A 25659-nucleotide genomic window follows, 5' to 3' on the forward strand; every position below is an offset into this window, starting at 1 on the left:
CCGGCCGGCGCGAGCGGCCAGGGAGGATGGCGGGGTGCCGTCCGCCGTCCTCCCGTCGCCGCGCCCGTGACCACCTTCCTCGCCGTCGCCGCCACGGTCGTCGCGGTGCTGCTCGCCGCCGTCGGGCTGGCCTCCACCGCGGCCCGGCGGCGGATCGGGACGGTGCACCTCGCCGGGGCTGCGCTGCTCGAGGCCGTGCTGCTCGTGCAGGTCGTCGTCGCGGTCGTCGGGCTGGCCGGCGGGCACCGGCCGCCGGAGACCGCCGCGTTCCTCGGCTACCTCGTCGGGGTCGTGCTGGTGCCGGTCGCCGGCGTCCTCTGGGCGCGCACCGAGCCGACCCGGTGGGCCGGCACCGTGCTCGCGGTGGCCGCGCTCGTCGTCGCCGTCATGGTGTGGCGGCTCGTCCAGCTGTGGAACGCGACCGGTGCCTGAGCCCGCCGGCACGGCCACGGGACCGGGGCGCGTCCTGGTGGCCATCTACGCGCTGTTCACCCTCGCGGCGGGCGCCCGGGCCGCCGTCCAGCTGGCCACCCGGTTCGACGAGGCGCCGCTGGCCTACCTGCTCTCCGCCCTGGCGGCGGTGATCTACCTGGTGGCCACGATCGGGTTGGTCCGCGGCGGCCGGAGCGGACGGCGGACGGCGCTGGTCGCCTGCTCGGTGGAGCTGGCGGGGGTGCTGGTCGTCGGGACGCTGTCGCTGGTCGACCGCGCCGCCTTCCCGGACGCGACGGTGTGGTCGGTGTACGGCCGGGGCTACGGGTTCGTGCCGCTGGTGCTGCCCGTGCTCGGCCTGCTGTGGCTGCGCCACCAGGCAGAGGTGGCGGCGGAGGACGCCTGACGGCGGGTCAGAAGTCGCCGCCGCCGAAGTCCCCGCCCCCGAAGTCGCCGCCGTAGTCCCCGCCCCCGTAGTCCCCGCCGCCGCCGTCGCCGAAGTCCTGGGCGCCCTCCTCGTAGCCGGCGGCGTAGGCCTCCTCGTCGCCGCCGCCGAACAGGCCGCCGTCCCCCAGCCCGGTGTCGAACAGCGCGTCGGCGACGGCCGTGCCGATCACCAGGCCGCCGATCGTGCCCAGCAGGCTGCCGCCGACCATGCTGCCGAAGCCCGGGCCGCCGTACCCGCCGCCATAGCCCCCGCCGTACGCGGGCCCGTACCCCCGGCCGTAGCCGCCGCCGAAGGCCCGCTCGAGGATGCCGGGCTGGCGCAGCTCGGCCCGCGTGGCCGCGCGCGCGAGGCTGCGCGGGTCGTCGCCCGGCGCGCGCTCGCCCGCGGCCGCCAGCTGGTCGAGCACCTGGCGCCGCTGCTCGGGGGTGAGCTGGGCGAAGGCCTCGGCGTGCGCCTGCTCGATCTGGTCCGGCGGTGCGGTGCGCAGCAGGTAGCGGTAGCGCTCGATCGCCTGCTGGTCCGTCGTCGGGGCGCGGCGCCGGGGAGCGTCCTCGTAGCGGGTGTATCCGGAGTCGTACCGGTCGTCGGAGCGGTTCCGGCGGCCGAAGAGCCGGTCGAGCAGTCCCATCGTGGTGCCTCCCTGTGGGTCTCCCGCGCGGCCAACGGGTGGCACGGCGCAGCCGTTCCGGGCCTACCCGGAACGGCTGCGCCTACCCGGAAGGACTGCTCGCTCACCTCGCGGGGCGCGGGGTGCCGAGGCGACCCCGGGTGCCGATCACGACCGCAGCCGCGACGAGCACCGTGATCCCGGTGGCCAGGACCACGACGTCCCCCTGCGGCAGCCCGAGCAGGGCCACGCCCAGGCCGGTCGGGTTCACCGTGGCGTTGAACATGGCGTGGAAGAGCGCGCCGACCAGCACGCTGGCACCGGCCGCGTTGTAGAGCCAGCCGACCACCACCCGGCTGGCCAGGTGGCCCACCAGGAAGACGGCCAGCACCAACGCGGCGTCCCGGAGCGTGCCGGTGTCACGGACGACGCCGGGCACGTGCCACAGCCAGAAGCACAGGGTCGTGAGCAGCACGGCACGCATCGCGCCGTACCGGCCCTGCAGCCGGGCGAACAGGAATCCGGTCGCGCCGACCTCCTCCGGGAAGGTGTCGAGGACCAGCATCAGGACGAAGGTGGGCAGGAACGAGGTCACCAGCAGCAGCCAGTTGTCCGCCAGCGCGTGCAGCGGTTGCGCGCCGTACATCGACGGCACCAGGGTCAGGAGGAGCACCGGCAGCGGCAGCAGGGCGACCAGGTACCAGCGCAGCGGCACCCGCCAGCGCAGGCAGCGGCGGCCCAGCTCGCGGAGGCCGCCGGTCCCGGCGACGACCGCCGTCACCACGAGTGCGGGGACCGCGACGCCGAGGCCGTTCTCCAACGGGCCGCGGAGCTCCTCGGGCACCGGCAGGAACACCGCGACGACGGTCAGCGGACAGACGAGCAGCAGGAACGCGGTGATCGGGTGCCGGGCCACCGCGGAACGGCGGACCGGGGCGTGCGTGGTCGTGGTGGACATGGGGATCCTCTCCTTCACCGTCCGACGGGCCCGTCAGGGCGTGCCGGTGGGGACGTCGTCGGGGCCCGGCGCGGCGAAGGGCACGTCCTGGGCGCAGACGGTTCCGTCGGCCGGCAGCGTGCCGTCGACCAGGTACGCGTCCACGGCGGCGTCGATGCACGCGGAGTTGCCTCCGTAGGCGGTGTGCCCGTCGCCGTCCATCGTGAGCAGCCGGGCGTTGCCCAGCTCCCGCACGAACGGCGCCGCGCCCCAGTACGGCAGGGCGGGGTCGTGCGTGGTGGCGACCACCAGGACGGTCGGCGCGCTCGCGGCCACGGTGAACGGCCCGGCGAAGGCGTCCTCGTCGTCCGCCGGCCAGAACGCCTGGACCAGCTCCGTGTAGCCGAACCGGCCCCAGAAGTGCGGCACGTCGGACCGCTCCCGGGCCCCGCGCGCCAGGTAGACGTCGGGATCGGTCGGCCACTGCTGGTCGACGGCGGTGATGGCGACGTAGCGGTCGGGCTGCGGATCGGTGCTGCCGTCCTCGCCCCGCGCGAAGACGACCTCGTCGGCGAGCGCCCGGACGGCGGAGCCGTCCCCGGCCGCGGCCAGGGCCAGCGCGCCGGCGAGGGTGCCCCAGTCCGGCTTGCCGTAGAGCAGCTTCCCGGTCACGTCGCGGAGGTCGTCGGCGGTCACCGGGCGCGGGTCGGCGGGATAGCCGTCCGCCGGGATCGGGGCGTCCGCCGCGGCGGCGAGCAGCGCGTCGAAGGCGCCGGCCGGGTCGGCCCCGCCGAAGCCGGAGCACGCCGTCCGGTCCGCGGCGCACGCCGCGAGGAAGCGGCCGAGCGCGTCCTCGATGCCGGCGCCCGCCGCGGTGCTGGCGGCCACCGGGTCCTCGACGTACTGCGCCGACGGCACCGGTCCGTCCAGCGCGAGCGCGCGGAAGCGGTCGGGGAACAGGCTCGCGTAGGTGCTCCCCAGGAACGCGCCGTAGGAGTAGCCGAGGTAGTTCAGCCGCTCGTCGCCGACGGCGGCGCGCAGCGCGTCCAGGTCCCGGGCGACGTTCGCGGTGGAGACGTGCTCGAGCAGGTCGCCGTTCGCGGCCGCGCACGCGTCGGCGTAGGCCCGGGCGTGCCCGACGACGGCGGCGGGGTCCGGGCCGGCGGGCACCGGCCACGGCCGCGGGGTCGCCCCGTCGGTCTCCTGGTCGACCCGGCAGTCGACGGACGGCGTGGACTGCCCCACCCCGCGCGGGTCGAAGCCGATGATGTCGAACCGCTGGTTCAGCGAGGCCAGCGGCCCGGCGCCGCCCGCCTGGATCCGGCCCACCGCCGGGTTGCCGGGGCCGCCCAGGTCGACGAACAGCGAGCCGATGCGGGGTCCGGGACCGGTCGCCGGCACCCGGCTGACGGCGAGGTGGACCTGTGCGCCGTCCGGGTCGTCGTAGTCCAGCGGCAGGTCCGCGGTGGCGCACTGGACGCCGGCGGCGCGGCCCTCGTCCGCCGTCCCGCAGTCGGCCCACGCCAGGTGCAGGGCGGGTGGGCCGCCCGGCCCGGCCCGCTCGGCGGGGTCCTGCCCGCAGGCCGCTGCGCCGCCCAGCAGCAGGGCGAGCAGCGCGCTCCCGACGGTTCTGGTTCGCCTGTTCGACGACATCTCGGTCTCCTCCGGTGCCGGTGGCCCCCTGGTCGGCTCCGACGGTGGGGGCGGGCGGCGTCCCGGCACACGGGCCCGGCGTCCCGATCGGGGTCCCGGGCCGCGCCCGGTGGAGGAGGACGGCGGAGGAGGGGTCAGCGTGGACCGCCGGAGAGGCCGAGGCCGGCCTCCCGGGCCTTGACGATCGCCGCGGAGCGGTCCGCGACGTGCAGCTTGGCGAAGATGTTGGACACGTGGTTGCGCACCGTCTTGGGGCTGAGCACGAGCGCGGCGGCCACGTCGGCGTTGCTGCGCCCGGCCGCGATCAGGTCGAGCACCTCGTGCTCGCGCGCCGTGAGCTCCGGGAACACCGCGTCGGGGACGGCCGGGGGTCGCGGTGCGGCGAAGTAGTCGAGCACGCGGCGCGCCACCGCCGACCCGAACACCGCACCGCCGTCGGCGACGTCGGCGACCGCCCGCACCACCTCGGCCTGGTCGGCGCCCTTGAGCAGGTAGCCGCGGGCGCCGGCGCGCATCGCCTCGAACACCGAGGCGTCGTCGTCGAACATGGTGAGCACCAGCACCGCGATGTGCGGGCTGGCCGCGACGATCCGCCGGGTCGACTCGATCCCGTCCAGCCGGGGCAGCTTGAGGTCCATGACCACGACGTCGGGCTGCTCGGCGTGCGCCGCGGTGACCGCGCCCACGCCGTCCTCGGCCTCGGCGACGACCGCCCAGCCGGGCCGGCTGCCCAGGAGGTCGACCAGCGCCTGCCGGAACAGCGGGTGGTCCTCGGCGACCAGGATGGTGAGCGCGTTGCCGGTCATCGGGCCTCCAGCGGGAGGACGGCGAGCACGCGGGTCCCGCTCGGGACGACGGCGGACACGGTGCACCGGCCGCCGACCTCGGCCGCGCGCTCCTGCATGGCGGCCAGGCCCACGCCGGCGCGGGCACCGGCCGCGATGCCCCGCCCGTCGTCGGTGACCTCGACGCGCAGCTGCCCGTCCGCCGCGAGCAGGACGTCGCAGTGCGGCGCCGCGGCGTGCCGGGCGGCGTTGGTGACCGCCTCCAGCGCGATCCGGTAGGCGGCGACCTCGGTGGCGGCCCCGAGACGCGGCAGCGGGCCGGTCGCCGTCACCCGCACGTCCATCCCGGATCCGCCGGAGGCCAGCCGCTCCGCCTGCTGCCGGACCGCGCCGAGCAGCCCCAGCTCGTCCAGCGCGGGCGGGCGCAGGTCGTAGACCAGTCGGCGGACGTCGTCGACGGCGGCGCTGGTCTCGTCCTTGAGCGCCGCGAGCACCCGCTGCGCCCGGGCCGGATCGGTCGACACCAGCCCGGCGGCGGCGTCCAGGCGCAGGACGAACCCGGCCAGCGTCGGCCCGAGGCCGTCGTGCAGGTCGCGGCGGAGCCGGCGGCGTTCCTCCTCGCGCGCCTCGATCAGCCGCCGCTGGGAGGTCCGCAGGGCGTCGGCGAGGGCGGCGGCCTGGACGGCGGCGCCGGCCGGGCGGGCCAGGTCGGCGAGCAGCGCGAGGTCGCGGGTGGCCGGCGGCTTCCCGTCGCGGCCCTCGACGACCAGCCGGCCGACGTCCTCCCCCTGGTGGCTGAGCGGCACGACGTGCCGCTGTCCCCCGGTGGGCACGCCGTGCGCGGCCACGACGCCGCCCGCGCTCTCCACCGCGACGTAGGGCAGCCGCAGCGACGACGCCACCGCCTCGGCCACGCCGGAGAGCGCGTCGCCCGGCGCGGTGGCGGCCTGCAGTCGTGTCGTCAGCCGCGACACCGCGGCGTAGGGGTCCCCCCGTTCGCCGTACATCGCGCGGTCGACCAGGCGCTGCAACCGCGTGCGCAGCGGGAGGACCGCCGCGGCCGCGACGCCGGTGGCCAGCAGGCCGGGCGCCGTTCCCGGCCCGAGGGGCGCCGCCGCGGCCCAGACGACGGCGGCGTAGAGCCCGACGACGGCGGCGGTCAGCCCGGAGTAGACGAGCGCCCGGTTCAGGACGACGTCGATGTCGTAGAGGTGGTGGCGCAGGATCGCGACCCCGATGGCCGCCGGGATCAGCGCGAACGCGGCGACGACGGCGACCGCGGCCGGCCAGGTCGGCGACCCGTCGGACGGCAGGAAGGCCACCGCCAGTGCGATCGCCGAGGCGAGGGCGAGCAGCGCGACCTGCCGCCGCTCGACCGCGCCCCGCGGCGCCCGCCAGAACCGCGTGACCAGCGCCGCGACCCCGCAGGCGAAGGCCACGAGGACGAGCGGTTCGGCGACCGAGCGGACCGCGGCCAGCACGGCGCGCGTGCCCGGGATGCCGAGCGGGTTGGGCACGGCCGGGTAGCCGAGCAGCGGGCCGGGGGAGAAGGCGGCGCTGAGGATCAGTGCCGCGATGGCCACGGCGGAGAGGACCGCGGCCGGCCACCAGCGGGCCGACGGCAGCCGCCCGTCGGGGTAGAGCAGCAGGCCGAACGTCAGTGCCGACGCGATCCCCAGCGTCCAGATCCACGACGACACCCAGCCGACGGCCAGCGCACCGGGCGTCGCTCCCGGCGCGGTCACCAGGCCGTACCAGGCGTAGGCATAGGCGAACAGCGCGCCGGCCATCGCGAGCGCCGCTCCGGCGTAGAGGCGACCGAGCCGGTGCCGCGGGCGGCGGCTGAGGATCAGCGCCCCGAGCACGGCCAGCCCGGGTGCCAGGGGGATCACGACGAGCACCTCGGGATCGGCGAGCGGATGCGGCACGGAGTCGATGCGGCTGCCGATCACCAACCCGGCCCCCACCAGCGCGGCGCAGGCGGCCGGCACGGTCCAGGCCAGCAGCGCCCGCCGGCGCGGGACGCCCCGGCTCATCCCGGCGCCCGCCCGGGAGATGGCGTCCATGGTCGTGTCCTTCGTGCCGGCCTGCACGGGAGAGCTGCGCGTGTGCCGCCGAGGCTGCCGGGAACCGCTGTCCCGCGGCACGGGGCCGGCGTCCCGGTCCCTGTCCCGTCGGGAGCCGGGGCCGGTCGGGACACCGGGGACGCCGCCAGTGTGGTCCTGCCCGATCCGGGGCGGAACCCACCGTTGCGCGGTCAGGGGGAGGCGAACGTGCTGGCCAGGGCCTGGTCACCTGCGGTTTCCCCATCGGAACGGTCCGGTTAGATTGGTTGTGTGCCGCCGAGTCACGACAGGGTCGAGGAGCCCGCCGTCCCCCCGGAAGCGGCGGCCGTGGTGTCCGGGGCTCCGGCCGAGGCCGGGGCCGACCTGGACCGGCAGGCCGGGATCGTCACCGCCGCCAGTGCCGTGGTCTCCGAGCACCGGACCGAAGCCGGCGCGCACGCCGCGCTGCCGGGCGTCCTCGCCGACGTCCCGGTCGCCGTCCTGGTGATCGACCAGAAGGCCGGCGCGGTCGTCTACGCCAACGTCGCCGCCGTCGAGCTGGCCGGCAACGTGTCCCTGCCCGTGGACGTCGACACGTGGGGGGCCGCGGCCGGGCTGACCGACCTGGGCGGCGAGCCGCTGGCCCGCACCAGCGGCCCGCTCTCGCTGGTGGCGCAGGGCCAGCCGGTCACCGGCGAGGCGGTGCGGCTGCGGCCGGGCACGAGTTCCGAGCCCGAGCGCGCCCGGCAGGACGACGGCCTCTCCGATCAGCTGCTCTGGGTCACCGGGTTCCCGCTGTCCCAGGTGGGCAGCGAGCAGCAGCTGGCGCTGGTGGTGTTCCTGCAGCTCGACGTGGCCGAGGACCCCGACGCCACCCTGCAGGCGCTGCGGGACCGCGCGGTCATCGCCACCGACATCACCTTCACCATCACCGACCCGCGGCAGCCGGACAACCCGCTGGTCTGGGTCAACCCGTCGTTCACCCGCATCACCGGCTACGGGTACGACGAGGCGGTCGGCCGCAACTGCCGGTTCCTGCAGGGGCCGGCGACCGACCCGCGGGCCGTGGCGCAGATCCGCGCGGCCCTCGCCGAGCAGCGCACGCTGAGCACCACCCTGCTGAACTACCGCAAGGACGGCACCGCCTTCTGGAACCAGCTGTCCATCAGCCCGGTCTTCGACGGCGACGGCGAGCTGGTCAGCTTCGTGGGCGTGCAGACCGACGTCACCGAGCGGGTGCGGGTCGAGGACGAGCGGGCGGCGGCCTTCGCCGCCGAGCAGGCCGCCCGCCGGGAGGCCGAGCTCGCCCGGGCGGTCGCCGAGCGGGCGCAGACCCGGCTGGCCCTCATGGCCGAGGCGACCAGCATGCTGATGGCCACGCTGGACATGCCGGACCTGCTCGACCGGCTGGCCGGCGTCTGCGTCCCGCTCCTGGCCGACTGGGTCTTCATCACGCTGGTCGACGCCTCCGGGGAGGTCCGCGCCACCGCGGCCCGGCACCGCGACGGCCTCGCGGCGGAGCTGCGTGCCTTCGGCACGGCACACGCCATGCACCTGCCCGAGGGCTCCCCGAGCCGGCGCAGCCTGACGACGTCCCAGCCCGTGCTGATCGACCCCCTGACGCCCGAGCGGATCGAACGGATCGTCGTCTCCCCGACCGGGCGCGAGCTCTTCGGTCGGCTCGGCGGGACGTCGGCCCTGACCGTGCCGCTGATGGCGCGGCGCCGCACGCTCGGGGCGATGGCCCTCGTGATGACGTCGGAGGAGCGCAGCTTCACCCACGAGGACGTCGACCTCGTCCAGGACCTCGCCCGGCGGGCCGGCCTGGCCATGGACAACGTGCGGCTCTACCAGCAGGAGCACACGGTGGCCGACACGCTGCAGCGCTCGCTCCTGCCGGAGCTGCCGGAGATCCCCGGCATCCGCGCGGCGGCGCACTACATCAGCGCGTCGGCCGCCGCCGACGTCGGCGGCGACTTCTACGACCTGCTCCGCCTGCCCGACGGCTCGATCGGGATGGTGGTCGGCGACGTCGTCGGCCACGACGTCGCGGCCGCCGCCGCGATGGGCCACCTGCGCGGGCTGATCCGCGCGTGCCTCTGGGACGCCGAGGACCCCGATCCGGGGACGGTGCTCACCCGGGTCGACCGGCTGGTGCAGGGCCTGCACGTGGCCCCGATGGCGACCATGGTCTACGCCCGCGCGGTGCCGCCCCCGCACGCCGGGGCGCCGTGGCGGGTGCACGTGGCCAACGCCGGCCACCCGCCGCTGATCCTGCGCACCCCGGACGGCACGGTGCGGCTGCTCGACGGCGCCACGGGCCTGCTGGTCGGGGTGGACCCGAGCAGCCGGCGGGCGACGGTCTCCGCCGACGTCCCCGCCGGCGCCACCCTGATCGCCTACACCGACGGGCTCATCGAGCGCCCGGGCTCGGACCTCGACAGCGGGATCGCCGAGCTGTGCGCCCGGCTGTCCGCGGCCCCGGTGGACGCCGGCCCGCGCGAGCTCTGCGACGCCGCCGTGGCCGGCACCCTCGACGGCCGGGACGACGTCGCGCTGATCGCCGTCCGCTTCGAGTAGCCGGCCCGCGGCTCGTCCACCCGGACCCGCACCGGCACGAACCCGGTGCGACGCTGGAAGTAGCGGGTGCCCTCGCTGGTCAGCAGCATCGAGCCGCCGACGGTCAGGCTGGTCACGCCCTGCCCGATCAGCCGGCCCACCAGGTCGGCGTGCAGCGCGTAGCGCACCAGGGTGGCCTGGGCGTGGCCGACCGCGGTGACCATGAGGATGAGCCCGGCCCGGTCGCCGTCGACGACCGCGTGGCCGAGCGCGACCGGGTCCCCCGCGGCGTCGTGGGCGACGCAGAACGGGCGCTGCGGGCCGGGGACGAGGTCCGCCGGGACCATCTGCTCGCCGGTCGTGCCGCGGCGGGCGGCGACGGCGGCGGAGATCCGGCGGAGGTCGCGCGCGGAGTCCACCGGCGCGCACTCCAGGCCGGCCGCGGCGGCGCGGGTCAGGTTGGTGCGCAGGGCCTGCCGCGCGCGGCCGCGGAGGTACTCGGCCGACGTCCCGGGCAGGGGCAGGACGGCGATGGGGGCGCGGTTGAACGGCAGCCGGCGGTCGGGCCGGAACCAGGCGCGCATCTCCGCCCCGGCCGCGGTGTCCGAGAACGCGACGGGGTGCACCGGCAGCTCACGCAGCAGCGACCGCACCGCGGCCAGCCCCTCGCGGGACGCGGCGGCGCGCAGCCGCACCGAGGGGGTGGGCGCCGTCCGGACCTCGTGCACGTACCGGGCGGCCCGTTCCAGGTCCTTCCCGCACGCCCACTCGGATGTCCGCCGTCCGGCCTCGTCCCCGCCCGCCACCCCGTGCCTCCTCCGGACCCGGTGGACCCGGTCGGCCCCGCGGCGGCGCCGCGGACCCCGTGATCCGGGGCACAGGAAAGCAACAGGACGGTTCGGTGCCGGAACGGGCGCGCTCGCCGGTGACCGGCTCGTGACCTGCGGCCCCCCACCCGTCCCAGCCGTCTCACCGCCGCCGGGCGGGCCGGTCAGCCGTCGGCGCGGGGCACGTCGAGCAGGCCGTACGTGCCGCGGTGGAACAGCAGCGGACGACGGGAGGGGTCGGCGCCGAGATCGAGCACCCGCGCCACGACGACCGTGTGGTCGCCGCCGTCGTACTCGGCCCACAGCTCGGCGTCGATCCACGCGACGACGTCCTCCAGCACCGGGGAGCCGTGCCGGCTGCGGGTCCACGGGACGCCGGCGAACTTGTCGATCCCCGACCGCGCGAACGCCTGGGAGAGCCCGGTCTGCTCCTCGGCGAGCACGTTGATGCAGAACCGGCCGATCTCGCGCAGCTGCGGCCAGGTGCGCGACGCCCGGCCGGGCGCGAACACGACCAGCGGCGGATCCAGGGACAGCGAGCTGAACGACTGGCAGGTGAACCCGATCGGCCCGGTCCCCGTGTCGGCGGTGACCACGGTGACCCCCGACGCGAAGTGGCCGAGGACCTCGCGCATCACCCGCGGGTCGACCGGGTCCGGGACCTCCGCGGACGCAGTCACGCCGACAGCCAACCCCTGCTAGCGGGCGGCCGCTTCCCGGGGGACGGACCGCCCACCGGCCCGGTACAGCGAACTGGGCAGCTCGTGCCCCACCGCCTGCTCGGTCACCGTGGCGGCTGCCAGCACCGCGTCGAGGTCCAGCCCGGTGCGCACGCCGGACTCCTCGAGCATGTAGACCAGCTCCTCGGTGGCGATGTTGCCGCTCGCGCCCGGCGCGAACGGGCAGCCGCCGAGGCCGCCGACGGAGGAGTCCAGCTGGGTGACGCCGGCCTGGACGGCGGCCAGCGCGTTGGCCTGCCCGGTGCCGCGGGTGTCGTGGAAGTGCACGCCGACGGCGATCCCGGGGCAGGCGCGGCGGACCGCGTCGAGCAGCGTGACCACGCGCAGCGGCGTCGTCGTCCCGATGGTGTCACCGAGGCAGAGCTGGTCGGCGCCCGCGGTCACCGCGGCGCGGGCCACGTCGACGGTGCGCGCGACCGGCGTCCGGCCGTCGAAGGGGCAGTCCCAGGCGGTGGCGATGATGACCTCGAGCGAGCCGCCCGCGCCGTGCGCCAGGCCGGCGATCTCGCCGACCGCGCCGACCGCCTCGGCCGTGCTGCGCCCGGCGTTGGCCCGGCTGTGCCCGTCGGAGGCCGACACGACGTACTCGAGGTTCGCCACGCCCGCGTCGACGGCGCGGGTCGCGCCGCGGGCGTTGGCGACCAGCGCCGACCAGTGCACGTCGCCCCACCGGGACAGCTCGGCGGCGACCTGGTCGGCGTCGGCGAGGGCCGGCACGGCGCGCGGGGAGACGAAGGACGTGGCCTCGATGCGCCGGACGCCGGTGGCGACAAGAGCCTCCAGCATGGCCAGCTTGGCCTCCAGGGGGACCGGCGCCTCGAGCTGCAGCCCGTCGCGCATGCCGACCTCGCGGATGTCCACTTGGGCGGGCAGCACCAGGTCGAAATCGTTCACGGCAGCCTCCCTGACCGTCTCGGGTGTCCCGTGTGCATCCTCCACCCCAGGAGCGGCGAAAGATCGCCGGTAGGGGAGACACTCGCAGTCTGCGATTCGTGGTAAGGAGCAGGTCGGACCGGCGGGGAGGGGGTGGCGGCGTGACGGACGTGGTGGACACGGCACCTCCCGCGGACCCACGCAGCGCCTTCGCCAACGCCCCCATGGGGGTCGCGATCTGCACGACCGAGGGCGTCATCACCGACGCGAACCCGGCCCTCGGCCGCCTGCTGGGCCACACGCCGCTCGATCTGCGCGGCCAGTCGCTGCTGGAGCTGATCCACGCCGAGGACGTCGCCGGCGCGCGGGAGGCGCGGGGGCACCTGCTCCGCGATCCGGACCGGCCCATGCGCTACGAGTGCCGCATGCTGCGGGCCGACGGCACCGCCGTCCCGGTCCAGCTCGCGACGTCCTGGGTCGCGGAGTCCGAGACGGGCGATCCGGCCCACCTGGTGATGATCATCGACGACATCACCGACCGGAAGGCGCTCGAGGCGGCGCTGGTCCACCGGTCGCTGCACGACCCGCTGACCGGGCTGCCCAACCGGATCCTGTTCCACGACCGGCTGCGGCACGCACTGGACCGCGGCCACCGCGAGCGCACCCCGACCTGCGTGCTGATCATCGACCTCGACGGCTTCAAGGCGATCAACGACGAGCACGGCCACCCCATGGGCGACGCCGTCCTGGTGTCCTTCGCCGGCCGGCTCACCTCGGTGCTGCGGGCCAGCGACACCGCCGCCCGGCTGGGCGGCGACGAGTTCGCGATCGTCTGCGAGAACACCGAGCGACCCGAGGCCCAGGTGCTCGCCGACCGGGTGCGGACGACGGTCACCGACCCGCTGGTCATCGGCGACCTCACGATGTCGATCGGCATGAGCATCGGGACCGGCTCGGCGCCGGGCGGCTCCGACCCCGACGAGGTCTACGAGCGGGTGGTCCGCGAGGCCGACGACGCGATGTACGCGGACAAGGCCGCCCGCCGCCGCTGACTCACGCCCGGGCGAGCCACGTCCGGACCGCGGGCTGCCGGGCGCAGATCGAGGCCAGGACCGGCAGCGGAAGCAGGAGGACGGCGTCCGGCAGCGTCTCTCCGACGCCGTACCCGGTCGCTGCCGCCGTCACCTGGGCGGCGAGGGCCGCGGCTCCCACGCCCAGGGCCGAGACGACCAGCGTCGCGCGACCCCGCCGGTGCAGGAGCCGCAGGCCGCCCACCACCAGCCCCGCAGCGCACGGCAGGGCGAGCGCCTGCACGAGGCTGAACTCCACCAGGAAGCGGTCGGCGAGGTTCAACTGCAGGTCGAACATCACCACGTAGGCGAGCAGCCCCGCGCCGACGAAGCCCAGTACGGCGCCGGCCGTCGCTGCCCCGGGACGCGGGTTGCCGTAGGGCCAGGCGTGCGGCGGCCACCCCGGCGGCGGCGGGGCGTACGGGAGCGGTCCTGAGGGGTGCGGGCGCCGGCCGGCCCAGCCGCGCACCCGGGGCAGCGCCGCGTACACGGCGGTCGCGACCGGGAGGGGCAGCGTGAACACGAGCGCCGCGAGGGCTGCCAGCCAGTCGGCCGGGTCCACGTCGGCGAGCAGCGTCAAGGCCGCCGCCGTGGCGACTGCGGTCAGCGCGGCGACGAGCAGGACGCCGGAGCCCCGCTGCCGGAGAAGGAGGACACCTCCGGCCACCAGGCCCGCGGCACAGAGCGGCGCCGCGACGGCGAGCCAGGACGGGGAACCGCCGGACCAGAGCGCCAGTTCGCCCAGACCGACGATCGCGAGGCCGCCGGCGAGGACGAATCCGAGCGACGCGGCGGCGACCGCCACGCCCGGCCGGCCGGGCCCGTACGGCCACGGCGCAACCACGCTCGGTAGCGGCTCGCGCACGCCTCCGCTCATGCCCGCGAGTGTGGGGCCCGCCGGGCCGGTTGCCCAGGACCCCGCGCTGACCGTCCCCCGAGTGGGTGTCCGAGCGGCCCGGTCGGCGCCGCTCACGCGGGCCAGCGGTTCGCCACGGCGCCGAACGCCGCGGCCGCCTGCTCCAGCTCGGCCAGTTCCACGTACTCGTCGACGGCGTGCATCACCGCGGGGGTGCCCGGCCCCCACACGACGATCGGCGCGCCGCCGACCACACCGGCGAGCACGGACGCGTCGGTGAAGTAGGTCGCGGGCGTGGGCCGCACCGCCGCCGGGAGGCCGGCGACCCACGGGTCCTCCGCCGGCGTCCCCACGGGCGGCAGGTCCACCCGCACCTCGACGTCGGCGACCTCCGGCTGCTCCCGCCACCAGCGCAGCAGCGGCTCGCCGTCGGCGACGGTGCGCATGTCGATGACCGCCTCGGCCCGATCGGGCACAACGTTGGGCACGGTGCCGCCGGAGACGACGCCCGGGTTCCACGTCTCGGTGCCGAGGAAGGGGTCGGTCCGCAGCGGCAGCCCGCCGCCCGCGCGGCCGAGGAGGGCGGCCAGGTCGAGGACGGCGTTGTGCCCCCGCTCGGGCGTGCTGCCGTGCGCCGCCCTGCCGGCGGTGCGGACGGCCAGCCACAGCGCGCCCCGGTGGCCGAGCACGACCTCGTTGCCGGTCGCCTCGGGGACGATGACCGCCCCGATGCGCTGGTCGGCCACCGCGGCAGCCGCGGCGGCGGCGCCGTGCGAGCCGATCTCCTCGTCGCTGGTGAGCAGCAGCGCGACCGGCCGCGTCGGCTCAGCGGCCGCCAGTGCCGCGGCCGCGGCGACCACGCCCGCCTTCATGTCGCTGCCGCCGCGACCCCACACCCGGCCCTGCTCGAGGTCGGCGCCGAACGGGTCGCGCTGCCAGACGCCCGGGTCGGGCACCGGCACCGAGTCGACGTGGCAGGCGAGCAGCAGCTGCGGCAGGGCCGGGTCGGCCGGGGTGCGCAGCAGCGCCCACGGGTGGTCCGGGTCGTCCGAGGAGACCACCTCCAGGTGCGGCGCCCGTTCCCGGAGCACCTCGGTCACCGTCCCGATGGCGTCGCGCTGGGCGCCGGCGTCGCCGGAGATCGTGCGCCGGCGGACCAGTTCCCGGAGGAGCCCGACGACGTCGATGGCGGCGGCGGTCATGCGCCCAGAGCGGCGCTGACGACGGCCTTGGCCTCCTCCTGAACCCGCGCGAGGTGGTCCGGTCCGCGGAAGGACTCGGCGTAGACCTTGTAGACGTCCTCGGTGCCGGAGGGCCGCGCGGCGAACCAGGCGTTCTCCGTGACCACCTTCAGCCCGCCGATGCCGGCGCCGTTGCCGGGCGCGCGGGTGAGCTTGGCGGTGATCGGCTCGCCGGCCAGCTCGGTGGCGGCGACGGCCTCGGGGGAGAGCTTGCCCAGCGCCGCCTTCTGCTCGCGGGTCGCCGGCGCGTCGATGCGGGCGTACGCCGACTCCCCGTACCGCTCGGTGAGCTCGGCGTGCAGCTGGGAGGGGGACCGGCCGGTGACGGCCTGGATCTCGCTGGCCAGCAGCGCGAGCAGGATGCCGTCCTTGTCCGTCGTCCAGACGCTGCCGTCGCGGCGCAGGAAGGAGGCGCCGGCGGACTCCTCGCCGCCGAACCCGACCGAGCCGTCGAGCAGCCCCGGCACGAACCACTTGAAGCCGACCGGCACCTCGACCAGCCGCCGGCCGAGGCCCCCGACGACCCGGTCGATCAGCGAGCTGGAGACCAGGGTCTTGCCGACGGCGGTGCTCTCTCCCCAGCCGGGGCGGTGGGAGAACAGGTAGGAGATGGCGACGGCGAGGAAGTGGTTGGGGTTCATCAGGCCGGCGTCGGGGGTGACGATGCCGTGCCGGTCGGCGTCGGCGTCGTTGCCGGTGGCGATCTGGAACTGCTCCCGCTTGTCGATCAGCGAGGCCATGGCCGCCGGCGAGGAGCAGTCCATGCGGATCTTGCCGTCCCAGTCGAGGGTCATGAACCGCCACGTGGGGTCGACCAGCGGGTTGACCACCGTGAGGTCCAGGCGGTGCCGCTCGGCGATCGCGGCCCAGTAGTCCACGCTCGCCCCGCCGAGCGGGTCGGCGCCGATGTGCACGCCGGCGTCCCGGATGGCGTCGACGTCCAGGACGTCCGGCAGGTCGGCGACGTAGTCGCCGAGGAAGTCGTGCGGCCGGGCGGCGGCCCGGGCCCGGGCGAACGGGACCCGGCGGACCTCCTTGAGCCCGCCGCGGAGCAGCTCGTTGGCGCGGTCGGCGATCACCTTGGTGGCGTCGGTGTCGGCCGGGCCGCCGTTCGGCGGGTTGTACTTGAACCCGCCGTCCCGGGGCGGGTTGTGCGACGGGGTGACGACGATGCCGTCGGCGAGGCCGCTGGACCGCCCCTTGTTGGCCCGCAGGATGGCGTGACTGACGCCGGGCGTCGGCGTGTACCGGTCGGCGGCGTCGACGAGCACGGTGACGTCGTTGGCGACCAGCACCTCCAGCGCGCTGGTCCAGGCCGGCTCGGACAGCGCGTGGGTGTCGCGGCCGAGGAACAGCGGCCCGTCGTAGCCCTGCGCGGCCCGGTACTCGCAGATGGCCTGCGTCGTGGCGACGATGTGCCCCTCGTTGAACGCGGCGTCGAAGCTGGAGCCGCGGTGCCCACTGGTGCCGAAGACGACCTGCTGGCCGGGATCGGCGGGGTCGGGCTCCAGCGAGTAGTACGCGGTGACCAGCGAGGCGACGTCGACGAGGTCGGCGGGGGAGGCGGGCTGTCCGGCGCGGCTGTCGCTCATGCGCCGATCCTGGCCCGAGCACGCGACCCGTGCGAGATCTGCCTGTGGACGGCGGTTTCCCGGCGGCTCGGATGGTGCTGCTGCACACGGCGGGCGGACTCCCTGCCGGTCACGTAGCAGGCATCGCCGACCTCGCCGCCACGGCCCGCTGGCACCGCCCGCAGATCCACGTGCTGCCGCAGGACGCCGATGCACCACTGGCGACCGTGTGGCGGGAGGCCGAACTCCTCGGCGCCGTGGCCGCGGGGGCGCTCGGTCCGCTGGGTGCGGCCCTGCTCGCCGAGGACGGCCCGGCGCTCGTGGACCGGCTGCGCAGGATGCTGCCCGCCGCCAGCGACACCGCTCGCTTCGGGTCGGACCTCACCGCACTGGTGTCGGGGACGTCGCGCGCGCCTCGGCGCTGCTGGACAGCTGTGCGGACCGGGAGAGCAGCGGCGGCGCGGTCACCTGGCGGTTCGGCCCGGGGAGCATCCGGCGGGCGCTCGACGACGGCGCGAGTGCTGACGGCCTGGTCTCCGACCTGACCCAACTGTCCGGTCGGGAGCTGCCGCAGACGCTCAGCTTCCTCATCCAGGACGTCGGGCGGCGGCACGGCCGGCTGAAGGTGTACCCCGCCGTCTCGCTGATCCGCAGCGACGACGAAGCGCTGCTCGCCGAGGTCGCGGCGGACCGGCGGCTGGGTCGGCTCGGCCTGACGCTGCTGGCGCCGACGGTGCTCGCCTGCTCGGTGCCGGTCGACGAAGCCCTGGCGCGTCTGCGGGCGGTCGGCCACTTCCCGGTCGCGGAGGGGGTGCCGGCGCGGACGCCGCGCGAGGGCGACAGCGGTGCGCGCGGGAAGAAGGCTCCGGCGGCGCGCCCGCTCCGTCCGTCGTCCGAGGCGGTCGATGTCTCGCGGCTGGCGAGCCGGTTGCTCGCCGCGGGGCCCGCCGCCGTCCCGGCGCCGACGCCGTGGCGGCTGCGCGAACTCCGGGCTCTGGCGCCGGAGCTCCCTCTCGGTCAGCTCGCTCTGCTGTCCGACGTGCTGGAGGACGGCGGTCGGGTCGCCATCACCTACCGGGCGGCCAGCGGCGCGGTGACGCACCGGGTGATCAGCGATCCCGAGCTGGTGGGGGCCACGGTGTACGCCTGGTGCGAGCTGCGGCAGGACGAGCGGGTGTTCACGGTGTCGCGGATGCTCTCCGTCGCACCGGCCGGCTGATCGGCCGTCGCGGCAGGCTTCGCATCCACGGTGGCCTCCGCCACGCGGCTCACGAAGACGCCGGGTGCTCCACCCTGTCCAGGAAGCGACGCAGGGTCTCGGTGAAGATCTCCGGCTGCTCCGAGTGCACCCAGTGCCCGGCGTTCTTGATGCGGATCAGGCGGGTCGACGGGCAGAGCTGGTCTATCCGCTCGCGGTCCTCGGGCAGCACGTAGTGCGAGTTCGCGCCGGCGATCCACAGCACCGGGCCGTCGTAGCGGGCGCCGGGCGGCGGGTCGGGGAAGCCGCGCAGCCGTTCCAGGTCCCGGCCGAGCAGGTCCAGGTTCAGCCGCCAGCGCCAGGTGCCGTCGGCGCCGACGCCCTCCCGGACCAGGCTCTGCAGCAGGAAGCTGCGCACCATCCGGCTCGGGACGGCGGCCCGCAGCGCCTCGTCGGCCTCCTCGCGGCGCTCGAGCTTCTCGAGGTCCAGGGCCTTCATCGCCGCGATGAAGTCGGCGAACGGGGACAGCTCCTCGTCGGGGTCCTCGGTGCGGGCGCCGGAGACCGGGTACTCCACCGGCGCGATGTCGACGACGACCAGCGCCCGGAGCAGCTCCGGCCGGCGCAGGGCGACCTGCAGCGCGACCTTGCCGCCCATCGAGTGCCCGACCAGGGTCACCGGCTCGCCGTAGGACTCCAGCTCCGCCGCGACCATCTCGGCCATGTCCACGTAGTCGACGGTGTCGGTCCATGGCGAGTGCCCGTGGTTGGGCAGGTCGAGCAGCGTGACGCGGTGCCGGTCGGCCAGCGCCTTCGCGATCGTCGTCCAGTTCTTGCCCTGGCCGAACAGCCCGTGGACGAACACGACCCGCGGGCCCTCGGTGCCGACCGTGCGCGAGGCCAGCCGTTCGTCCTGGCTCAGCTCCTCCGTCACGGCCTCATTCCACCAGCCCGCGCGACACCCGGCGCCAGATGCCCGGAACCGTCGGTCCCGGCACGCACACTGCGGGCTCCGCCCTCGGAAAGGACCGCACCCCCCATGCCCGGACGGCGCCGCCGCAGCAGCTCGACCACCCGCCGGCGTTCGTCGTCGTCCGCCTCGTCCCGGACGACGTCCGCACGCACCCCCGCGAAGCGCTCGACGGCGGCGAAGCCCACCGCGGAGCTGCCCACCGCGGGGCCGGGCGAGCGGGTGTGGGTGCTCGCCGTGCCGTTCCGCGCCCCGGCGCCTGGCGCGCAGTGGCACCCGGGGCTGCAGGCGCACGTCTGGGTCGGCCGGGAGCTGCCGCCGGAGCTGGCGCCCTACGACCCGCCGGCGTACACCTTCGAGCGCTTCCTGGAGGACGAGCTCAACGACAGCCCGCGGCCGCTGCCGTCGCCCCGGCCGCTGACGCCGCGGGAGGAGCAGTGGGCCGGAGCCGACGCGGTGGTCGCGCACGCCGCCGCCGGTGGCCGGGTGTTCCTGCTCGGTGACGACCCCGGCGTCGGCAAGACCGGCACCGCGATCCTGGCCGCGCGCGAGATCGCCGAGCGGCGCGGCGGCAGCCGGGTGCTCGTCGTCGCCGACCGTCCGGCCGCGATCACCATCCCGCACTGGACCCGCTCGATCGCCGGGTTCGGGGACGGCGGGCTGCGCTGGTGCGTGACCACGTGGGACCGGCTGGCCAAGGTCGCGAAACAGCCGTTCGACGTGGTGATCGCCGACGAGGCCCACATGGTCCGGCACACGACCACCCAGCGGTGGAAGCACTGGAGGGCGGTGTCGGGCGCCGGCCGGGTCAAGGGCGCGCCGTTCGTGCTGGCCGCCACCGCGACCCCGGCGCACACGCCGCTGGAGCTGCCCTACCTCGCTCCCCAGCTCGCCCAGCACCACGGCGAGCCGCTGCGCTCCTGGGCGGACCTGCCGGCCCGGCTGGCCGCGCACGGGTTCCACGTGGAACGCGGCCGCTACGGCTGGCAGTGGACCGAGGACCCGGACGCCCGCCGCGCGGACCTCGCCCGCCTGCAGGGTTGGCTGGCCGACGCCGACCCGCCCGCCACGCTGCACCGACCGGCCCCGTGGGGCCCGGTGTCGGTCACCGGCACGCCGGTCGCGCTCACGCCGTCCGAACGGGCCTCCTACGAGTCGGAGTGGCAGGAGTTCCGCGCCGAGATGCAGCTGGCCCGCAAGGGCCGGCAGACCGCCCGCGGGCGGGCGGCGCTGCTGCGGTTCCGGCAGAAGGCCGGCCTGATCCGCGTCCAGGCGACGGTGGACTGGGTCAAGGCGCAGGTCGAGGCGGAGCGGCAGGTCGCGGTGTCGGTGGAGTTCGTCGAGACGGCGGCCGACCCGATCCGCGAGGCGCTGCTCGAGGCCGGCATCGCCGTCGCCGGCATCTACGGCCGCGACCGCTTCGACGTCGAGAGCGAACGGCTGCGCTTCCAGAGCGGCAAGGCGCCGGTGTGCGTGTTCACCGTGACGGCCTCGATCAGCCTGCACGCCGGTGAGTTGCTGCCCGACGGGACGAGCGCCTCGGACACCCCGCGGGTGGGGCTGTTCCACCAGCCGCGGTTCTCCGGCATCCAGGCACGGCAGGTCACCGGCCGCACGCACCGGGACGGCAAGAACTCGCCGTGGCGCGTGGCCTACGCGGAGGACACCGTCGAGGAGCAGGTGGCCCGGGTGATGGTGGAGCGGCTCGCGGTGAGCGGCTCGACGGCCGGCGCGGACACGTCCTCGCTGCAGGAGATCGCCGGGCTGCTCGACGCCGACTGGCTGCCCGCGGCCGCGCTCACCGACGCCTGACCGGCGGGCTCAGCCGCCGGCGGTCCACTGACCGGCGACCTCGTCGGCGGTCAGCACCCGCTCGAACACAGCAGCGTGGGCGACCGACCCTGCGAAGAAGTTGCTGGTCGGCGGGCTCGGCCAGCTGGCCAGGCTGTCGTAGCCGATCCGCCAGTAGCCCGAGTAGTGCTCCGCGGTGGACGGCGAGGCGTTCTGGGCGACCAGGGCGCCGTCGACGTAGAGCCGCATCCCCGTGCCGGGCGAGTAGGTCGCGGTGGCCAGGTGCCACCTGCCGTCGTTGTAGGCGGCCGGACTGGTCGCCGTGTAGACGGCGCCCTGGTAGACGCCGAAGGTCAGCTGCCCGGTGTTGGTCATGTAGACGTGCCGGTCGTACTGGCCGGACGCGCTCCCGGTGGCGCCGGACCCGAAACCGATCAGCTTGCCGCCGCGGGTGGTCGTCGTCGCGAACCACAGCTGCACCGACAGCTCCTGGGGGTCGGCGACGAGCCGGCTGGTCCAGACCTGCCCCGTGGCGCCGTCCAGGCGCACCGCCGAGCCGCCGCCCGGACCACAGGCGGGCCCGGCGACGCCGTAGGTCACCCCGCCCGCATAGGTGCCGTTGCCGGCCGCCCCGGCGGTGCCGTCGTTGGCCGCCGTCGGCCCGGCCCCCTCCTGCAGGTCGAGGTACTGCACCGCGCCGCCGCCGGCAGGCCCGGCGGCGGTGGCACAGGTCCACGGCCCCGCGCCGTACTGGTTGGCCACCTCGGCGGCGCTGAGCACGGTCGTGAAGACGGCGGCGTGCGCGACGGAGCCGGCGAAGAAGGAGCTGGTCGGCGGGGTGGGCCAGTTCGACAGGTTGTCGTAGCCGACCCGCCAGTAGCCGGTGGTGGTCTCGGCGACGGTCGCGGCGGCGTTGCGGGCGACCTGGACGCCGTCGACGTAGAGCGTCATGCCGGCCGTGCCCGAGAAGGTGGCCGCGGCCAGATGCCAGCGCCCGTTGTTGTAGCGGCCGGCGCTGGTGGCGACGTCCGTGGCCGAGCCGTCGTAGACGCCGAAGACCAGCTGACCGCTGTTGGTCATGTAGATGTGCCGGTCGTAGTTGCCCGACAGCGCGCCGTTCGCGCCGTTGCCGAAACCGATCAGCTTGCCGCCGCTGGTCGTGGCGGTCGCGAACCAGATCTGCTCGGAGAAGGTCTGCGGGTTCGTGTACGAGCGGGAGGTCCACATCTGGCCGCTGGCACCGTCCAGGCGGACGGCATTGGGCTCCCCGGTGCCGCAGCGCGGTCCGGCGACGCCGTAGGTGACCCCGCCGCTGCTGTAGGTGCCGTTGGCGCCGGCGAGGGTGCCCGCGTTGACCGCCGTCGTCCCCCCGGTCTCCTGGAGCCCGTAGTACTGCACCGCGCCCGCGGCCGAGGCGGCCGCGGCGCAGGTCCAGGAGGAGCCGGCGGCGAAGCTGTTGCCGGGCGTGCCGGTGCTGGCGCTGAAGACGGCGCGGGCGTCCGCGGCGCCGGGCAGCGCGACGAGGGCGACCGCGGCCGCGGCCAGCGCGACCGGCCGGGCGGGTAGTCGTCGCCGCGGCTCCCCGGCGGGGCCGCGGTGCAGCAGGGCCAGGGCGACGAGGCCGGCCAGCGCGAGGCCGGCGACGACGAGGGACGTCGTCCGGCCTTCCGCGATCCACAGCGCGGGGGAGCCGAGCGCCGGCAGGCGCAGCGTCCCGACGCCGTGCACCGCCGAGGGGTCGACCAGGGAGCTGTCGGGGGTGGCGCTGGCGTCGCCGCGCAGCCGCAGGCCGCCGGGCCCGGCGTCGACGATGCGGTGCAGCCGCAGCTCACCGGGCACGTCTGGGTCGTCGACGAGGACGACGTCGCCGGCGGTGAGGTCCGCGGCGTCGACCGGCCGGACGACGACGACGTCCCCCGGCCGCAGCGTGGGCGCCATCGACCCGGACATGACCACGCTGGACTGCCAGCCGGCGACCAGGGGGAGGACCACCGAGACGGCGACCAGCAGCGCGAGGGCGCCGAGGACGAGGCGGGCGGCGGCGCTGGCGACGAGGGCGGCCCAGCCCGTACGCCACGCGGCGGGCTCGGTCATGCGTTCTGCGCCTCCCAGGTGAAGGCGATCGCGGCGGTGCCGCCCTGGGCGCTGACCGGCGCCGTCGGGGAGAGGCTGTAGGTGAACGCGTACGTCGTGCTCTCCCCGGTGGTGCTGCCGGCCGTCGTCCACGGGCCCACGCCCGTGGCGTAGGTGGTGGGAAAGGCGGCGAGCGTGCCGCGGTAGACGGTGGCCGCCGGGACGAAGCCGGCGCAGCCGGCGGCCGAGCCGCCGGTCCCGGCCTGGACGGCGACGGTGAGGTAGCTGGCGAGCGTGCGGGTGTTGCCCTTCCCGGTGCCGTAGAGCCGGACGACGGACGGCGCGCTGCCGGTGGTGGTCACCGTGATGCAGCGGGTCTGGCTCGCGCCGGGCCGCAGCCCGGTGGCCGAGAACATGACGGCGCCGGCGTCGTCGTCGGCGATCGCGACGCTGCCGGTGCTCCACGTGGTCGTGTAGGTGGGCGTGCTGGCGGTGAAGGCGGCGTACGCGGACTGCCAGACCAGGGTCGCGGCGACGGCGAGGGCGCCCACCCCGGAGGCGGCCAGCGTCAGCCGGCGCGCGCGCCGGCCGGGCCGGGGCGTGCGGGGGAGGAGCCGGGGCATCGGGGTCTCCGCGGGAGGTCGGGCGCTGACCCTCCCTGCATCGTCATCCGCCGTCCGGACCTTGAGAGCCGGGCCCGTGGATCATGGGAGCCGGTTCTGCGGTGTCGGGGAGGTGCGGGCGTGCGGCGGGAGGCGAGCGTCCTGCACCTGGACCTCGACGCCTTCTTCGCCGCCGTCGAGCAGCGGGACAAGCCGTCGCTGCGCGGCCGCCCGGTCGTGGTGGGGGGCGTCGGGGGCCGTGGGGTGGTCGCGACGGCGTCCTACGAGGCGCGGGCGTACGGGGCGCGCTCGGCGATGTCGACGGCCGAGGCGCGGCGGCGGTGCCCACCGGGGACGGCGTTCCTCGGCGGCCGGTTCGGCGCATACCGGCGGACGTCGGAGGTGGTGATGGAGCTGCTCCGGGAGCTCTCGCCGCTGGTCGAGCCGGTGTCGATCGACGAGGCGTACGTGGACCTGGCGGCCGGACCGGGGCACGACCTGTCCGTGGACGGCGTGACGGCGCTGGCCCGGCGGCTCAAGGAGCGCATCGCGGCGGCCACCGGCGGGGTGACCGGCTCGGTGGGCATCGGGACGTCGAAGCTGATGGCGAAGCTCGGCTCGGACATGGAGAAGCCGGACGGGCTGGTCGTCGTCCGGCCGGGCACCGAGCTGGAGGTGCTGCACCCGCTGCCGGTGACCCGGCTGGGCGGGGTCGGGCCGGCGACGGCCGAGCGGCTGCACTCGGTGGGCGTGCGGACGGTGGCCGACCTCGCTGCCAAGTCACTGCCGGACCTGGTGGCGCTGGTCGGCAGGGCGCACGGGGCAGGGCTGTACGCGCTCGCGCGCGCCGAGGACGACCGCGCGGTGGTGGCCGACCGGGAGGCGAAGTCGGTGTCGCAGGAGGAGACCTTCGAGCGCGACCTCACCGACCTGACGGTGCTCGGGCGGGAGATCGACGCGATGGCCGCGCGGGTCGGGGAGCGGCTGCGGTCCTCCGGGGTGTCCGGGCGGACGGTGACGCTGAAGCTGCGCCGGTACGACTTCACGACGCTGACCCGGTCACTGACGCTTCCGCAGCCCACCGACGACACCCGGACGGTCGCGACCATCGCCCGGCGGCTGCTCGCCGAGACCGGGACGGGCGGGGGCCTGAGGCTGCTCGGGGTCGGCGTCTCGGGTCTGTCGGTGTACGCGCAGGGCGACCTGTTCGCGGCGGAGGACGGGTCGGCCGACGAGCCAGCGGCCGAGGAGACCGTCGTGGCGCCGGCCGAGGAGGCGCCGCGGCCCGCAGAGGCGCGGTGGTGGCCCGGGCAGGACGTCTGCCACGACGAACTGGGGCCGGGCTGGGTCTGGGGCCGCGGGCTGGGGCGGGTGACGGTGCGGTTCGAGGGGCCGCTGACCGCGCCCGGGCCGGTCCGGACGCTCGCCGCCGACGACCCGGCGGTGCACCCCGCCGATCCGCCGGACTGGCGGGGACCGGCCGAGGTCGGGAGCCCGTGACCGACGTCCGCCGGTCCGCCTGAGGTTTCACGTGGCACACAGGCGGCACGGGGGCCCGGCGGTCCGGAACCGGGCGCTCGCGCCTCCCGGTCAGGGGCGGCGGCGCCGGGCGCGCCGACGGGCGACCGCGGCCGCGACCAGGTCGGTGCGCAGATCGACCGGCGCGGGCGAGCGCACCCACGCGTGCGCGCCGACGCGTTCCCGCCACACGGTCTGCTGCAGCTCGTCGTCCATGGGCCACCTCCTCGATCTCGGGTCCCCTGGGGACCGCTCCCCGGCCACGTTCGTCGCCGGAGTTGTGCGGAGGCTGAACGGCAGGTGACGTCCAGCCGTGGGTCCGGGTCAGCGGCGGACGAGCTGGTCCAGGCGCCGCCCCACGAACGTCCCCTCCGGCCACCACCCGCCACCGACGCCCATCTCGTCGACGGTCGCGGACACCAGCTCGGCGAACTCCCCGTCCCGATCACGTCGGAACTCAGCCCGCCCGCGGTGTGGTGGCCCTCCACGGCCAGCCGGACGTCGTCGACGGACAGGTCGAGGTCGCGGACCAGTGCGGTCGTGGTGGCCTTGCGCGAGCTCATGCCGGAGAACGCCCGGCCGCAGCCGCAGCCGCCGTCCGGGTCGGCCTGGTCGGTCGCGCAGACGAAGCCGAGCAGGACGAGCTCACCCTCGGTGGCGTAGCAGAAGTCGCCCGTCCGCTCGCCCTGCCCCTCAGGTGTCGCGGTCAGCAGCTTCATGCCTGCACCGTGACAGAGGGGTCTGACAGAAACCGCAGGTCACGGCTGCTGCGGACCCGGTTCTGCGCGTTCGCTGCTGCCCTGCCCGCACCGACTGTTCGCCGTGACACGCGAACGGCGCCCCCCGCCGAAGCGGAGGCGCCG

Annotated in this window: 21 protein-coding genes and 1 pseudogene; 7 read left to right on the top strand and 15 right to left on the bottom strand. The window is 76.0% G+C overall.

Annotated elements, in window-relative coordinates; translation table 11 throughout:
- Positions 1-66 precede the first annotated feature (66 nt).
- Both AB3388_RS27270 and AB3388_RS27275 read left to right on the top strand, forming a co-directional pair.
- Positions 67-432, top strand: coding sequence for a hypothetical protein (locus tag AB3388_RS27270; protein ID WP_495408482.1), 366 nt, complete (start codon positions 67-69; stop codon positions 430-432).
- A complete protein-coding gene (locus tag AB3388_RS27275) occupies positions 425-838 on the top strand; it encodes a hypothetical protein (protein ID WP_495408483.1) in 414 nt (137 codons plus the stop codon). Before AB3388_RS27270 ends, AB3388_RS27275 begins: the two co-directional genes overlap by 8 nt.
- 7 nt (positions 839-845) lie before the next feature.
- Here the strand turns inward: AB3388_RS27275 and AB3388_RS27280 are convergent, their stop codons facing one another.
- The 5 genes from AB3388_RS27280 to AB3388_RS27300 form a co-directional block, all read right to left on the bottom strand.
- Positions 846-1508, bottom strand: a complete 663-nt coding sequence (locus tag AB3388_RS27280; protein WP_495408484.1) for a hypothetical protein — start codon at positions 1506-1508, stop codon at positions 846-848.
- A gap of 103 nt (positions 1509-1611) precedes the next feature.
- Entirely contained in the window at positions 1612-2445 is an 834-nt protein-coding gene (locus AB3388_RS27285; RefSeq protein ID WP_495408485.1) for a CPBP family intramembrane glutamic endopeptidase, read from the bottom strand.
- A gap of 33 nt (positions 2446-2478) precedes the next feature.
- Complete coding sequence (locus AB3388_RS27290; RefSeq protein ID WP_495408486.1) at positions 2479-4077, bottom strand: alpha/beta hydrolase; 1599 nt, start codon at positions 4075-4077, stop codon at positions 2479-2481.
- A 134-nt stretch (positions 4078-4211) separates the two neighbouring features.
- Positions 4212-4883: a response regulator transcription factor gene (locus AB3388_RS27295; protein WP_495408487.1), complete on the bottom strand. Its 672-nt coding sequence runs from the start codon at positions 4881-4883 to the stop codon at positions 4212-4214.
- Positions 4880-6928, bottom strand: a complete 2049-nt coding sequence (locus tag AB3388_RS27300; RefSeq protein ID WP_495408488.1) for a sensor histidine kinase — start codon at positions 6926-6928, stop codon at positions 4880-4882. The genes AB3388_RS27295 and AB3388_RS27300 overlap by 4 nt, the downstream gene beginning before the upstream one ends.
- A gap of 330 nt (positions 6929-7258) precedes the next feature.
- Between AB3388_RS27300 and AB3388_RS27305 the strand changes: the two genes are divergently transcribed.
- The gene (locus AB3388_RS27305) at positions 7259-9487 is read left to right on the top strand and encodes a PP2C family protein-serine/threonine phosphatase (protein ID WP_495408489.1); all 2229 of its coding nucleotides are present in this window, start codon (positions 7259-7261) and stop codon (positions 9485-9487) included.
- A 970-nt stretch (positions 9488-10457) separates the two neighbouring features.
- On the opposite strand, the gene AB3388_RS27310 is transcribed toward AB3388_RS27305, so the two are convergent.
- Together AB3388_RS27310 and AB3388_RS27315 are read right to left on the bottom strand one after the other, a co-directional pair.
- On the bottom strand, positions 10458-10973 hold the full coding sequence (locus AB3388_RS27310; protein ID WP_495408490.1) for a flavin reductase family protein: 516 nt from the start codon (positions 10971-10973) through the stop codon (positions 10458-10460).
- An 18-nt stretch (positions 10974-10991) separates the two neighbouring features.
- Positions 10992-11927 (bottom strand): hydroxymethylglutaryl-CoA lyase, encoded by a 936-nt coding sequence (locus tag AB3388_RS27315; RefSeq protein WP_495408491.1) that lies wholly within the window; start codon positions 11925-11927, stop codon positions 10992-10994.
- 140 nt (positions 11928-12067) lie between these two features.
- On the opposite strand from AB3388_RS27315, the gene AB3388_RS27320 reads away from it, so the two are divergent.
- A complete protein-coding gene (locus AB3388_RS27320; RefSeq protein ID WP_495408492.1) occupies positions 12068-12958 on the top strand; it encodes a diguanylate cyclase domain-containing protein in 891 nt (296 codons plus the stop codon).
- 1 nt (position 12959) lies between these two features.
- Here the strand turns inward: AB3388_RS27320 and AB3388_RS27325 are convergent, their stop codons facing one another.
- From AB3388_RS27325 to pgm, 3 genes are all read right to left on the bottom strand, one after another.
- Positions 12960-13853, bottom strand: a complete 894-nt coding sequence (locus AB3388_RS27325; RefSeq protein ID WP_495408493.1) for a hypothetical protein — start codon at positions 13851-13853, stop codon at positions 12960-12962.
- Between the two features lie 92 nt (positions 13854-13945).
- Complete coding sequence (locus tag AB3388_RS27330) at positions 13946-15034, bottom strand: M20 family metallopeptidase (protein ID WP_495408494.1); 1089 nt, start codon at positions 15032-15034, stop codon at positions 13946-13948.
- Entirely contained in the window at positions 15031-16665 is a 1635-nt protein-coding gene (pgm, locus tag AB3388_RS27335) for a phosphoglucomutase (alpha-D-glucose-1,6-bisphosphate-dependent) (RefSeq protein WP_495408495.1), read from the bottom strand. Before pgm ends, AB3388_RS27330 begins: the two co-directional genes overlap by 4 nt.
- Between pgm and AB3388_RS27340 the strand changes: the two genes are divergently transcribed.
- A complete protein-coding gene (locus AB3388_RS27340; RefSeq protein ID WP_495408496.1) occupies positions 16664-17863 on the top strand; it encodes a helicase-associated domain-containing protein in 1200 nt (399 codons plus the stop codon). The genes pgm and AB3388_RS27340 overlap by 2 nt on opposite strands.
- A 49-nt stretch (positions 17864-17912) precedes the next feature.
- Here the strand turns inward: AB3388_RS27340 and AB3388_RS27345 are convergent, their stop codons facing one another.
- The gene (locus tag AB3388_RS27345; RefSeq protein ID WP_495408497.1) at positions 17913-18776 is read right to left on the bottom strand and encodes an alpha/beta fold hydrolase; all 864 of its coding nucleotides are present in this window, start codon (positions 18774-18776) and stop codon (positions 17913-17915) included.
- Positions 18777-18881: 105 nt separating this feature from the next.
- Between AB3388_RS27345 and AB3388_RS27350 the strand changes: the two genes are divergently transcribed.
- A complete protein-coding gene (locus AB3388_RS27350) occupies positions 18882-20624 on the top strand; it encodes a DEAD/DEAH box helicase (protein ID WP_495408498.1) in 1743 nt (580 codons plus the stop codon).
- A 9-nt stretch (positions 20625-20633) separates the two neighbouring features.
- Here AB3388_RS27350 and AB3388_RS27355 read toward each other — a convergent pair whose 3' ends face one another.
- Both AB3388_RS27355 and AB3388_RS27360 read right to left on the bottom strand, forming a co-directional pair.
- A complete protein-coding gene (locus AB3388_RS27355) occupies positions 20634-22697 on the bottom strand; it encodes a LamG-like jellyroll fold domain-containing protein (protein ID WP_495408499.1) in 2064 nt (687 codons plus the stop codon).
- Entirely contained in the window at positions 22694-23299 is a 606-nt protein-coding gene (locus AB3388_RS27360; protein ID WP_495408500.1) for a hypothetical protein, read from the bottom strand. The genes AB3388_RS27355 and AB3388_RS27360 overlap by 4 nt, the downstream gene beginning before the upstream one ends.
- Before the next feature lie 120 nt (positions 23300-23419).
- Between AB3388_RS27360 and AB3388_RS27365 the strand changes: the two genes are divergently transcribed.
- Positions 23420-24778, top strand: a complete 1359-nt coding sequence (locus AB3388_RS27365) for a DNA polymerase IV (RefSeq protein WP_495408501.1) — start codon at positions 23420-23422, stop codon at positions 24776-24778.
- Between the two features lie 90 nt (positions 24779-24868).
- Here AB3388_RS27365 and AB3388_RS27370 read toward each other — a convergent pair whose 3' ends face one another.
- Together AB3388_RS27370 and AB3388_RS27375 are read right to left on the bottom strand one after the other, a co-directional pair.
- Positions 24869-25012: a hypothetical protein gene (locus tag AB3388_RS27370; RefSeq protein ID WP_495408502.1), complete on the bottom strand. Its 144-nt coding sequence runs from the start codon at positions 25010-25012 to the stop codon at positions 24869-24871.
- Between the two features lie 242 nt (positions 25013-25254).
- A pseudogene (locus AB3388_RS27375) lies at positions 25255-25515 on the bottom strand (DUF7715 family protein); the annotation flags it as partial.
- Positions 25516-25659 lie beyond the last annotated feature (144 nt).

It is taken from the genome of Geodermatophilus sp. SMS 5-13, assembly GCF_059428245.1.

Coding starts and splice junctions, on each gene's coding strand:
- AB3388_RS27325 (WP_495408493.1), bottom strand. CDS start 13,853: ATGAGCGGAGGCGTGCGCGAGCCGCTACCGAGCGTGGTTGCGCCGTGG.
- AB3388_RS27330 (WP_495408494.1), bottom strand. CDS start 15,034: ATGACCGCCGCCGCCATCGACGTCGTCGGGCTCCTCCGGGAACTGGTC.
- AB3388_RS27360 (WP_495408500.1), bottom strand. CDS start 23,299: ATGCCCCGGCTCCTCCCCCGCACGCCCCGGCCCGGCCGGCGCGCGCGC.
- pgm (WP_495408495.1), bottom strand. CDS start 16,665: ATGAGCGACAGCCGCGCCGGACAGCCCGCCTCCCCCGCCGACCTCGTC.
- AB3388_RS27355 (WP_495408499.1), bottom strand. CDS start 22,697: ATGACCGAGCCCGCCGCGTGGCGTACGGGCTGGGCCGCCCTCGTCGCC.
- AB3388_RS27290 (WP_495408486.1), bottom strand. CDS start 4,077: ATGTCGTCGAACAGGCGAACCAGAACCGTCGGGAGCGCGCTGCTCGCC.
- AB3388_RS27280 (WP_495408484.1), bottom strand. CDS start 1,508: ATGGGACTGCTCGACCGGCTCTTCGGCCGCCGGAACCGCTCCGACGAC.
- AB3388_RS27285 (WP_495408485.1), bottom strand. CDS start 2,445: ATGTCCACCACGACCACGCACGCCCCGGTCCGCCGTTCCGCGGTGGCC.
- AB3388_RS27300 (WP_495408488.1), bottom strand. CDS start 6,928: ATGGACGCCATCTCCCGGGCGGGCGCCGGGATGAGCCGGGGCGTCCCG.
- AB3388_RS27350 (WP_495408498.1), top strand. CDS start 18,882: ATGCCCGGACGGCGCCGCCGCAGCAGCTCGACCACCCGCCGGCGTTCG.
- AB3388_RS27340 (WP_495408496.1), top strand. CDS start 16,664: ATGCGCCGATCCTGGCCCGAGCACGCGACCCGTGCGAGATCTGCCTGT.
- AB3388_RS27370 (WP_495408502.1), bottom strand. CDS start 25,012: ATGGACGACGAGCTGCAGCAGACCGTGTGGCGGGAACGCGTCGGCGCG.
- AB3388_RS27295 (WP_495408487.1), bottom strand. CDS start 4,883: ATGACCGGCAACGCGCTCACCATCCTGGTCGCCGAGGACCACCCGCTG.